The sequence below is a fragment of the Yoonia sp. genome (assembly GCF_017854565.1).
Lineage (GTDB): Bacteria > Pseudomonadota > Alphaproteobacteria > Rhodobacterales > Rhodobacteraceae > Yoonia.
This window is the reverse complement of sequence record NZ_JAFMHJ010000018.1, coordinates 49,563-60,491: the sequence shown is the minus strand read 5'-3', so window position 1 is coordinate 60,491 and position 10,929 is coordinate 49,563. Positions and strand designations below refer to the sequence as shown.

The 10,929-nt window shown below is 59.2% G+C and carries 12 protein-coding genes and 1 pseudogene; 4 read left to right on the top strand and 9 right to left on the bottom strand.

The window, feature by feature from the left end:
- Positions 1-619 precede the first annotated feature (619 nt).
- The 7 genes from QZ196_RS09460 to QZ196_RS09430 all read right to left on the bottom strand — a co-directional run bounded on the left by QZ196_RS09460 (position 620) and on the right by QZ196_RS09430 (position 6,936).
- Entirely contained in the window at positions 620-1,042 is a 423-nt protein-coding gene (locus QZ196_RS09460; RefSeq protein WP_296425804.1) for a cupin domain-containing protein, read from the bottom strand.
- Complete coding sequence (gene eno, locus QZ196_RS09455; protein WP_296425803.1) at positions 1,039-2,313, bottom strand: phosphopyruvate hydratase; 1,275 nt, start codon at positions 2,311-2,313, stop codon at positions 1,039-1,041. The genes QZ196_RS09460 and eno overlap by 4 nt, the downstream gene beginning before the upstream one ends.
- A gap of 40 nt (positions 2,314-2,353) precedes the next feature.
- Positions 2,354-3,250 carry a DMT family transporter gene (locus tag QZ196_RS09450; protein ID WP_296425802.1) on the bottom strand — a complete coding sequence of 299 codons (897 nt, stop codon included), beginning with the start codon at positions 3,248-3,250 and terminating at the stop codon, positions 2,354-2,356.
- A gap of 2 nt (positions 3,251-3,252) precedes the next feature.
- Positions 3,253-3,672, bottom strand: a complete 420-nt coding sequence (locus tag QZ196_RS09445; RefSeq protein WP_296425799.1) for a Fur family transcriptional regulator — start codon at positions 3,670-3,672, stop codon at positions 3,253-3,255.
- 164 nt (positions 3,673-3,836) lie between these two features.
- Positions 3,837-4,802, bottom strand: coding sequence for a zinc transporter ZntB (locus QZ196_RS09440; protein WP_296425798.1), 966 nt, complete (start codon positions 4,800-4,802; stop codon positions 3,837-3,839).
- Complete coding sequence (locus QZ196_RS09435) at positions 4,799-6,049, bottom strand: sodium:proton antiporter (RefSeq protein ID WP_296425797.1); 1,251 nt, start codon at positions 6,047-6,049, stop codon at positions 4,799-4,801. The genes QZ196_RS09440 and QZ196_RS09435 overlap by 4 nt, the downstream gene beginning before the upstream one ends.
- A gap of 59 nt (positions 6,050-6,108) precedes the next feature.
- Complete coding sequence (locus QZ196_RS09430) at positions 6,109-6,936, bottom strand: GNAT family N-acetyltransferase (protein WP_296425795.1); 828 nt, start codon at positions 6,934-6,936, stop codon at positions 6,109-6,111.
- Positions 6,937-6,966: 30 nt separating this feature from the next.
- Here QZ196_RS09430 and QZ196_RS09425 point away from each other — a divergent pair, with 30 nt between their 5' ends.
- Positions 6,967-7,122: a hypothetical protein gene (locus tag QZ196_RS09425; protein ID WP_296425793.1), complete on the top strand. Its 156-nt coding sequence runs from the start codon at positions 6,967-6,969 to the stop codon at positions 7,120-7,122.
- Here the strand turns inward: QZ196_RS09425 and tyrS are convergent.
- A complete protein-coding gene (tyrS, locus tag QZ196_RS09420; protein ID WP_296425790.1) occupies positions 7,119-8,390 on the bottom strand; it encodes a tyrosine--tRNA ligase in 1,272 nt (423 codons plus the stop codon). The genes QZ196_RS09425 and tyrS overlap by 4 nt on opposite strands.
- Before the next feature lie 63 nt (positions 8,391-8,453).
- On the opposite strand from tyrS, the gene QZ196_RS09415 reads away from it, so the two are divergent.
- A complete protein-coding gene (locus QZ196_RS09415; RefSeq protein WP_296425789.1) occupies positions 8,454-9,548 on the top strand; it encodes an anhydro-N-acetylmuramic acid kinase in 1,095 nt (364 codons plus the stop codon).
- Between the two features lie 227 nt (positions 9,549-9,775).
- The gene (locus tag QZ196_RS09410) at positions 9,776-10,405 is read left to right on the top strand and encodes a porin family protein (RefSeq protein WP_296425787.1); all 630 of its coding nucleotides are present in this window, start codon (positions 9,776-9,778) and stop codon (positions 10,403-10,405) included.
- Between the two features lie 257 nt (positions 10,406-10,662).
- Here QZ196_RS09410 and QZ196_RS09405 read toward each other — a convergent pair.
- Positions 10,663-10,761: pseudogene (locus tag QZ196_RS09405) on the bottom strand (hypothetical protein); the annotation flags it as partial.
- Here QZ196_RS09405 and QZ196_RS09400 point away from each other — a divergent pair.
- On the top strand, positions 10,760-10,915 hold the full coding sequence (locus tag QZ196_RS09400; protein WP_296425785.1) for a hypothetical protein: 156 nt from the start codon (positions 10,760-10,762) through the stop codon (positions 10,913-10,915). The pseudogene QZ196_RS09405 and the gene QZ196_RS09400 overlap by 2 nt on opposite strands.
- Positions 10,916-10,929: the final 14 nt, after the last annotated feature.

Here is a 10,929-nt window from a genome sequence, read left to right as displayed (position 1 = left end):
CCGTGGAACTGGCAGGCCGAAAACGCCTGAGACAGCGCCTCAACCGGACGGATACGTTAAGAACCAATTTATCGCGCTCAAGCTTGTCGATCCGTGATTCATAGGCGCTCACCACTGAAGCATTCAGTTGCGAAAACTCATAATTGCCTGAAATTCACTGTGAGCCCCGCTTTTGCGGGGCTTTTTTTGCTTTTCGTGTCTTGGGACGTACTATGCTCCCGTTTCGGGACGAGGGCACCCCTAGCACATATTATGGCCATTGATTTCATTGGGTAATTTAGGGGTATTGGGAGGACCGATGGTCCGACCTACAGGTGATCGGACTCCGCAGATTTCTGCGAAATTCACTCTGTCCTCCTCGGTGAAACGTCTTGACGTTTCACCGAAATCCGGGGCGGGTGCGCTCGCCCTTGGCGCGGATCGGGCCGCAGGCAATAAACCGAGCGGTATGTAAAAAGTGAGCCTGATCAGCGAAACTATGGGGGGACTTCGGCCCTCCCTTTTTTCGTCGGGGCAGGTGGCAATGCGGACGTCGCCAATGGCTCTGCCCTTGGACGTTGAATGCGATACATTCACCGGTGACCGGCGAAATGATGGTGGCCTTTGCGGCCCCCTGTTTTCATCCGCGCGGAATGTCGAACCCCGGCGCGGCCAGCGTAAAGCCTGAAAAATCGAATCCCGGCGACACGGTGCAGCCAACAAGCGTCCAGTCGCCCGTAGTGCGGGCGGCCTGCCAGTGCTGGTCCGGCACGATCAGTTGCGGCTGTTGCCCGGCGGCCAGATCGGGGCCAAGCGTCAGATCCTGCGCCGGTCCCGCATCCTCCGCCGCCAGCGACAGGATCAGCGGTGCACCCGCGTAATAGTGCCAAATTTCCACCGCATCGACGCGGTGCCAATGGCTGGCCTGCCTGTCGCGCAGCAGGAAATAAATGCAGGTGCCTGTCGGGCGGCCATCATTTTCGGCCACCCAAGTCTGGCGATAAAACCCGCCCTCGGGGTGCGGGGCGAGGTTCAGTTTTGCGATGATCTGGTCGGCGGTCACTTCAGGATGGACCGCCCGGCGTAAAGCGCTGTTTCGCCTAGTAATTCTTCGATCCGGATCAATTGGTTGTACTTCGCCAGCCGGTCAGACCGCGACAGCGATCCGGTCTTGATTTGACCACAGTTGGTGGCGACGGCCAGATCTGCAATCGTGGTGTCTTCGGTTTCGCCAGACCGGTGCGACATGACATTTGTATAGCGTGCGCGATGCGCCATTTCGACCGCCTGCAGCGTCTCTGTCAGGGTGCCGATCTGGTTGACCTTGACCAGCATCGCATTCGCGCAGCCTTTGGCAATGCCGTCGGCCAGACGGGCAGGGTTCGTCACGAACAGGTCATCCCCAACCAGCTGTACCTTGTCGCCGATCATATCGGTCAGCAGCTTCCAACCCTCCCAGTCATCTTCGGACATGCCGTCTTCGATGCTGATGATCGGGTAATCGGCGGCCAATTTTGCCAGATATTCCGCGTTTTGTGCGCTGGTCAACGAGATGCCTTCGCCGTCCATTTCGTACTTGCCGTTGGCATAGTATTCGGTCGCCGCACAATCGAGTGCGAGGTAAATATCCTCACCGGGAGTGTAACCTGCCTTGGTGATTGATGTCATAATGAAATCAATAGCTTCGCGTGTGGACCCGATGTTTGGTGCAAAGCCGCCCTCGTCGCCGATACCGGTGTTATAGCCCGCTGCACTCAGCTCTTTTTTCAGCGTGTGAAAGACTTCTGACCCCATGCGCACGGCCTCGCGGATGTTCGCCGCCGCCACGGGCATGATCATGAATTCCTGAATGTCGATTGGGTTGTCGGCGTGCTCACCGCCGTTGATGATATTCATCATCGGGACGGGCAGGGTCCGCGCCGACGTGCCGCCGATATAGCGAAACAATGGCTGCGCGGTGTAATCGGCGGCTGCCTTGGCGACAGCCATGGACACACCCAGAATCGCGTTTGCTCCCAGACGTGCTTTGTTCGGGGTGCCATCGAGTTCGATCATCGTCATGTCGATCGCCACCTGCTCGGTCGCGTCGAAGCCAAGGATCGCTTGGGCGATTTCACCGTTCACGGCGGCAACGGCCTCAAGCACACCCTTGCCCATGTAGCGGCTTTTATCGCCGTCCCGCTTTTCCACGGCCTCATGCGCGCCTGTCGATGCCCCCGATGGGACTGCTGCACGGCCCATGGTGCCATCTTCAAGGATCACGTCGACCTCGACGGTAGGGTTGCCGCGGCTATCAAGAATTTCGCGGGCGTGGATGTCGATGATGGTGCTCATGGCAGTCTCCTTTGGGAGGGGTATGGCTGTTTCGCGAATTCTATAGCGCGGGTTGTGTCGCAAGGGAAGCGCGGCGCAGGCGTGCCTCGCGCCAAAGCGTATATATGCCCGAGCCGACAATGATCGCAGCGCCGGTCAGCGTCAGTCTGTCAGGGGTTTCGCCAAAGACCAGCACACCGACAAAAAGCGCGAATACCAGTCGGGAATAGCGAAACGGCGCGATGACCGACATGTCGCCGATCCGTGTGGCGGCAACCAGCATATAGTAGGCAGCAACCCCAACGCCGATTGCGACGCACAGCCGGATAATATCTGCGCCACCGGGCACCACGAGGTGCGTGCCGCCCCATCCGATCCACTGCATCACGGCGCCCGTCGGAATGATGATGGCAAAGGCATAGGTTGCCAACTGGCGGGACGTGATTGTCGAGGGCACCCGACGGGTCGCCAGATCGCGGATCGCCAGCCCGATGACCCCTTGCACGGCAAACAGAGAATTGGCGTCGAACCCGTCCAGTCCGGGGCGGATCACCAACAAAACACCGCTTAGACCGACGGCAATCGCCACCCATCGGCGCCAGCCCACAGTCTCGCCCAGAAATAGCGCGGCACCGATTGTTACGACCAATGGTGTCGCCTGCAGGATCGCCGATGCCGATGAGATAGGGGTCAGCGCCACGGCTGTCACAAACCCCAAGGTGCCGAAGACTTCGCCTGTATTGCGCAAAATAACCGACGATTGCAGCAGATCGCGCGACCAGAGTGTATCGCCGCAGGCGCGGGCGATTATCCCGAATATCAGCGCGCCACCTATGCCCAACAACATGAGTATCTGGCCCACGGGCAGGGCGCCGGCCATCTGCTTGATGCACATATCTTCTATGGCGAAACCCAGCATAGCCAGAACCATCAGGGCGCTGCCGCGCGTATTATCCAAAATCACGCGTCCTTGTCGGGCAGAGGCACGCCATAAAGCTCTAGCCTGTGACCCATCAGACGGTAGCCGAGCTTGACCGCGATCCGTTCCTGAAGTTCTTCGATGTCGGGATCGACGAATTCGATTACCTCGCCGCTGTGCATATCAATCAGGTGGTCGTGATGGTCGCGGTCGGCGGATTCGTAGCGGGCACGGCCATCGCCGAACTCGTGCTTTTCAAGAATACCCGCCTCTTCGAACAGCTTTACGGTCCGATACACGGTTGCCAGTGAAATGCGCGGATCGGCTGCGGCTGCACGATGATACAGCTCTTCAACGTCGGGGTGGTCGTCCGCGGCTTCAAGCACGGCTGCAATGGTGCGCCGTTGATCTGTCAGGCGCAGGCCATTTGCCTCGCAGCGGGAGAGTATTGTCTTGCTCATGGCGTTCCTGACGGTCGTGTACGGCCCTGATAACGACACCGCGCGCAGGTTTCCAGTGCGTGCGGCATCAGACAAAGCAACAATCGTGTTGGTTGTCGCCAGCGGTCGACGTCGTCAGGATGTCGCAGCTGTTCGCGCGATGGCCATAAAGCGCCTCTGCGCCGCTAAAACCAGCGGATCCATCGCAGCAGCAGATAGATTGCCAGCGCCAAGACAACCATCGCCCCGCACAGGACCGCAAAAGCATGCGGGTATGCCGTTCCCGGCAGGCCCGCGACATTGACCCCGAACAGCCCAGTCAGGAAACCCAGCGGCAGGAATATCGCCGCAATCACCGACAGAACATATCCGTTTCGGCCCAGCCGTGCGGAATTTGCCAGATCAAGGTGACTGGTCAACGTCTGAACCCGGTCCCGCACCTCTACGACCTCTTCGACGGATCGGGTGACCCGGTTGGCGGTATCGCGCAGGCGATGCCGCAGCTCGGGTGGGATCACTTGCGTATTCATCCGGGCCAACCCATCCAGTGCATCGCTCAGCGGGCCGATATGGCGCCGCAATTTGATGACGGTCCGGTGCAGGGGTGCCAGTTCCGGCAATTGCAGGACATGCTGATCATAGACCAGCTCCTCCATCCGGTCGGCCTGTTCTTCCAGATTGACCGACACGGTTTCGATCCGATCCACGATGTTTTCGATGATCCGTGCGATCATGCGCGCCGGAATGGCCGGCGCGTCGCCGCTTTCGATGTCGTGGCGCAGGTCATCCATGGCGAACATACGCATGCGCCGGACGGTAACCACCAGACGCGGTGTCACCCACATCCGCAGCGAGACCATATCGGTCAGCTCTGCCCCTTCATTCAGGTTGATGCCGCGCAGCGTCAGGACCAGCCCATTGTCTTGATCGTCGACGCGGGGTCGCGTTTTGGCGGCAAGCAGGCTTCGGGCTGCCATGGGCGGCAGTTGTGTGGCGCACCAGCGGGCCAGCTCAGGTTCGGCAAGGTCAAAGTGTAGCCAGCGGTAGACCGCGTTTTCCGGCGCTACGACGGACGTATCAGGCGCCGATGTCGCAGTGCCGTCGGTCCAGATGTCAAAGCCGCAGATCCGGCTGGGGGCAGGGCCAGTCAACGCAGCAGCTCTGGGGCGCGGCCCATACGCGCGGCCAACTTGGCAACCGTCAGGCCCTGCACGATAATTGAGAAGATGACGACAATGTAGGTTGCCGTGAGGATCATTGGCTTCCATTCGCCATCGGGCAGCGACAGCGCCAACGCGACGGAAATGCCCCCCTTAAGCCCGCCCCACGTCATGATCGGGATAACCCCCTCTGAGAAGGTGCGGAATGGTTTGAGCATCAGCACCGGTACGGCAACAGCCGCCAGTCGCGCGAACAGGGCCAGCGCGATCGCGGCAATCCCTGCGGTCAGATAGGCAAAGTCGAAGGCGATGGCGAAAACCTCGACCCCGATCATCAAAAACAGCACGGCGTTCAAAATTTCGTCGATCAGCTTCCAGAAGGCATCGACGTAGTGGCGGGTTTCTTCGGACATACCGTACCGCGCCCCCACATCCCCGATCAGCAGACCTGCGCAGACCGCCATGATCGGGGCCGATACATGCAGAAAAACAGCCAACTCATAGCCGCCAAAGGCCAGCCCGAGCGTGATAAGCACTTCAAGCGAATAGTCGTTGATCCTGCGCATCACCCGGAATGTGAGCCAACCCAGCACAAGACCCAAGATCGCGCCGCCCAGCGCCTCTTGGAAAAACAGCCGTGCCGCACCGGCAAACCCGGCCCCATGGCCATCGCCATGCGGAAACGCCAACCCAATCAAGACAAGGAAAACCACATAGCCAACGCCATCGTTAAACAGGCTTTCCCCGGCGATCTTGGTTTCCAGCGATTTTTCCAAGTCAGCTTCGCGCAGCACGCCCAGAACGGCAACCGGGTCGGTGGGTGAAATCAGGGCGCCAAAGACGAGCGCGACAAGCAGTGGCATGCCGGTGAGCCAGGAAAAGCCATAGCCGACGATGGTGGTTGATAAGCCGATGCCGATGGTCGCCATCAGCATAACTGGCACCCATTCGCGGCGCAGATCCGATAATTTGACGTGTAGCGCCCCGGCAAACAGCAGCAGACCCAACATCCCTTCGAGCAGCGCCTCTGAAAATTCGATGCCAATGACAGTGCTGCGCACCATGTCGGTGACACCTAAGCTGGGCACCGCAAGGTCAAGCAGCATCACGACAAAAGATGCAAAAAGGGCGACGACAAGGATGCCGATGGAAGACGGCAACCGCAGGAACAGGTAGTTGATTGATCCAAACGCCCCGGCGAGAACGATCAGAAGTGATGTAATTTGCAGCAAATTCATGGGCGTTCCCCGGTGCCGTTTTTCAACGAGTAGCATCTGGATAGGGGGCGTGCCAGCGGCTAGAGCCGTGGTATCTTGATCCATGTGCCGCCAAGCGCCCGGGTCATGGCCCCGCTGCCGATCTTAAAGCGTGCCAGACCCCGTGCATTTTCCGTGTCCACAGTGCCAAGGTCGAGGCGCAGCAGGCCAGAGGCTGCGAACGTGTCAGCGGCATGCAGCAACAGCCGATGATGTGCGGCATGCTGGCGACCTTCCGCATTGGTCCAGCCGATATGATAGGTTGCGACCGGCGCGTGGCAGAGAAACAGCATGGCCGCGACCGTTGCTTGACGTTGCTTTGCGACAAGCACAATGACATCGCGCGGGTTGGCTGCTGCATAGGCGTGGATGATGCGATGGGGCAGCGCCCGATAGCGTTTTGTGCGTTGTTGCGCCAAATCTGCCCGCAATAACCAGCCGTGCCGATCGGGATCAAAGACCGTTTGGCTGATGCGCAGGGGCGCCTGCTGTGCCTTGCGCCAGACGTTGCGCCATTTGCCATGGGCGTTGCGCAACCGGTCGTCGGATGTCCCCGCCAAACACAGCTCGGACACATGCGCAGGGGTCATCACTTGTCTGAAACCCGCCCAACGCAGCACCGGCCCGCCGGTTGCATCGCTGTTGATCATGCCAAGACCCAGCTGCCGCAGCGTGACTGTCTGGGCGTCGTGCGTGGTGGCACCGTCCCAGATGGGGCCGCGCGGCGCGAATTTCAGACCGAAACGCTTGATTGTCAGGACGGGAGCGGCACCGCATGCGTCGGTCATGGCCACATCGCGCCCCAAAAGCCGCAGTGCGGCGGCAAAGTGGGGATGTTGCTGAAGTGGAATGCAGATCGCAGAAGCCATGCCGCTGTTAAGCCATTCGAAACCTAACGCATGATTAATGAACGGATGAAACAACGACCGGATCAGAAAGTGGCGGGTGTTGTCGCGCGGGTGCCGCGACCAACGCCGCTTGGGGCGGCCATTGTGGCCGCCGCCGTCACTGTGCCGCTTGGGCTGATGTGGCTGGTCGCATTGGCTGTATTCTAGCCCAACTGCACCAGCGCGTGGCGCTTTTTGCCAGCGCTCAGTTTGATCGGTTTTGCAAAATCGTCGGAGGTAAATATCTGGCCGGGGTCCTGCGCCGGCGCGTCGTTGATCCGCGCCCCGCCTTCGGCGAACAGCCGTTTGGTATCCTTGCCAGATTTGGCAAGACCGGCCTTCATGAACATCTGCTGGGCCGAAACGCCCGCCTGACCGTCGTGACCGGTCAGAACCAGTTCAGCGATCGTGAATGTGAATGTTGGCAAATCATCCCCTACGCCACCTTTTTCAAACACTTCACGTGCCGTCGCCTCGGCTGCCGCTGCCGCCTCTGCGCCGTGCAGAAGGGTTGTCACTTCGTTGGCAAGGATGATCTTGGCGGCGTTGATCTCGGCGCCTTCAAGCGCACCAAGGCGGTCGCATTCAGCAACCGGCAATTCCGTATAAAGCTTTAGGAAACGTCCGGTGTCCGCGTCTGTGGTATTGCGCCAGAACTGCCAGAATTCATAAGGGCTGAGCAGGTCCGCATTCAGCCAGACCGCGCCGCTGAGCGATTTGCCCATCTTCTTACCGTCACTGGTGGTCAGCAATGGCGATGTCAGGCCGTAAATTTCGTGATCCAGCACCCGGCGGGTCAGATCGATTCCATTCACGATATTGCCCCATTGGTCACTGCCGCCCATCTGAAGCAGACAGCCGTAGCGGCGGTTCAACTCAAGAAAGTCGTAGGCTTGCAGGATCATGTAGTTGAATTCGAGGAACGACAGCGATTGCTCCCGGTCCAGCCGCGATTTGACGCTTTCGAACGATAGCATCCGGTTGATCGAAAAATGCCGCCCGATGTCGCGCAGGAAATCAAGGTAGTTCAGGTCATCCAGCCATTCGGCATTGTTCAGCATCAAGGCACCCGTCGGCCCTTCCGCATAGTCGATGTAGGCCGCAAAAACCTGTTTGATCCCGGCGATATTCTCGTCGATCTGTGCCGCACTCAGCAACGGCCGCTCGTCCGCGCGAAACGACGGATCGCCGACCTTCGTCGTGCCTCCGCCCATCAGCGTAATCGGTTTGTGCCCGGTCTTTTGCAGCCAGCGCAGCATCATGATCTGGATCAGCGAACCCACATGCAGGGACGACGCGGTCGCGTCGAACCCGATATAGGCGGGCACCACGCCCTTGCTCAGTACCTCGTCCAGCCCTTGATAATCGGTGCAGTCGGCCAGAAAGCCGCGCGCGATCATCACGGTCATGAATTCAGATTTTGGATGGTAGGTCATGGTCTTGTTCCCGGCTGTGGCACGGTGCACTCTATAAGCAGGTCATGGGACAAGGGAAAGCGGATGTTGAAAACGGGTGTTGTCACCGCATTGGGTACGATGTCGGGTACGTCGCTGGATGGGGTCGATGCGGCTGTGGTCCGGACCGATGGCGTTGATATCTTCGGATTTGGTCCCACGGCGTACCGTCCCTATACCCGCGCCGAACGCGATACGCTGCGCCGCCATCTGGGTCTGTGGCCTACGGATGATGTGTCGGCTGCGGCTTTGGTCGTCGAGGATGCCCATATCGCTGTCATGGCAGGCTTTGCAGATGTGAATATGGCTGGGTTTCATGGCCAGACGCTGGCCCATGATCCGGCAGGGCGCAGGACCCATCAATGCGGCGATGGGGCACGGGTCGCGCAAGCGTTGGGCTGCCCTGTCGTCTGGGATTTTCGCAGCGATGATGTCGGGCAAGGGGGGCAGGGCGCGCCGCTTGCGCCATTTTATCACTTTGCATTGGCGCGCTGGATTGGGGCGGATGCGCCTGTGGCGTTCCTGAACTTGGGCGGTGTGGGCAATATCACCTGGGTCGATCCGCGCGGCACGGTACCCGAGGCCGCAGGCGCATTGCTCGCGTTTGATACCGGCCCGGCGAATGCGCCCATCAATGATGTGATGCTGGCCCGATTGGGATGCGAATTTGACGAAGATGGCGCATTGGCGGCGCGGGGGATCGCGGATCAGGATATTCTGGCCGATTTTCTGGCGCATCCCTATTTTATCCGGTCGGCACCCAAATCGCTTGATCGGGATGACTTTGCGGATTTCAAGGGCATGGTGGCCGGTCTGCGCGATGCCGATGCGATTGCGACGCTGACGCAGGCTGCAATTACGGGCGTGATCAAGGCCGTGGCGCTGTGCCCATCGGAACCGACCGTTTTGCTGGTCGCGGGCGGAGGCCGCAAAAACCGGACGATCATGGCGGGGCTGGCGGCCACTTTGCCCTGTGACGTGAAGCCGGTCGAAGCGGTGGGGCTTGATGGGGATATGCTTGAAGCACAGGCATTTGCGTATCTTGCAGTCCGCGTTGCGCGCGGTTTGCCGACCTCTGCGCCGACAACGACGGGAATTTGTGCGCCGATATGCGGTGGACGTATTTCGGTCACCGACTGACAACCGATCGCGGCAAAAGCCAGACGTGATGTGGCGATGTTTTGTTGGGCAGTCAGCACAGGAAATATTAGGAATATGTCAATCATGCGCGGGACTTGGCCGATAATTTTCGGGCATTCCGCTTAAATCCGCCGACCACTGACCCGGTCTTGTGGGGGGTATTGAACGCAGGCCAATCGGTACCAACTGTTGCTCACACGACAACAATTCTATTAAGGAGAATAGTAATGAAGCAGACAGTAAAAATGGCGCGTACAAGCATATTGGCTTTGCCGCTGGTTATGATGGGTGGCATCGCTTTTGCCGGCGGTCTGTCCGAGCCGATCGCAACGCCTGCACCAGTGCAAGTGGTCCCGGCACCTGTTCCTGTGCGCGTTGGCTCTGACTGGACCGGCTTTTATGCAGGTGCGCAGCTTGGCTATGGCCAGCTTGATTCGGTCGCCCTGACCGAAGACCCCGATGGCGTTACATACGGTGTCCACGCCGGTTACCTGTACGATCTTGGCAATATCGTTCTGGGTGCCGAATTGGACATTGACGGGACCGACATCGAAGACGTCACTGCGGACGTAAAACTTGATTCCGTCACGCGGGCAAAGTTGCGTTTGGGCTATGATGCGGGCGATTGGCTGCCTTACATCACCGCAGGTGTTGCGCAGGCACGTACATCATCCGGCGCTGCGGCGTTTGACACCGATGACACCGGCGGTTTCGCTGGTCTGGGCGTCGAGTACCGTGTCAACAGCGGCATGCGTGTCGGCGGCGAAGTGCTGCAGCACCAGTTCAACGACTACAACGACACCGGTGTCGATATTGATGCGACAACGGCTGCGTTGCGCGTCTCGTTCCAGTTCTGATCAACTGACCGTGGAAAATGTCGTTCAAATGTTACTTTGAACGCACAGCAAGGGCTCGCAAAACTTATTTGCGGGCCCTGAATATTTTGCAGTGCCCATTGGCCGACACGGCTCACCGTGCAAAGCGCACCCGGTTTTGTCCGGCCGCCGCCTGTCCAAAGCTTTCGCCGGTCATCCCGGTCGCCCTGATATCCAACGCCGTCCCACACCAATGTGTCATGAGCTTCGTCAGAGATCAGCCACAGGTCATGGTCCCGACAGACTTGGGCAATGTCATGAAGTGTCTTTTGCGAATAGACGACCCCGGTTGGGTTGTCGGGCGCGTTGACAAGCCACAATGTCGCACCTTGTGCCATGGCGGCCATCGCATCGGGTGAGGTCGGGGCAGAAATGCTGGACGCTGCGCGATTGGGCTGCTACAGCTTCGCGCATGAACAGAACCCGCATCATTATTTGCTGCATTATTTCCTGCTGACAACTGTCGCGGGCTACTCTTTCACGTTTCAATGAGATACTGAAGTTGT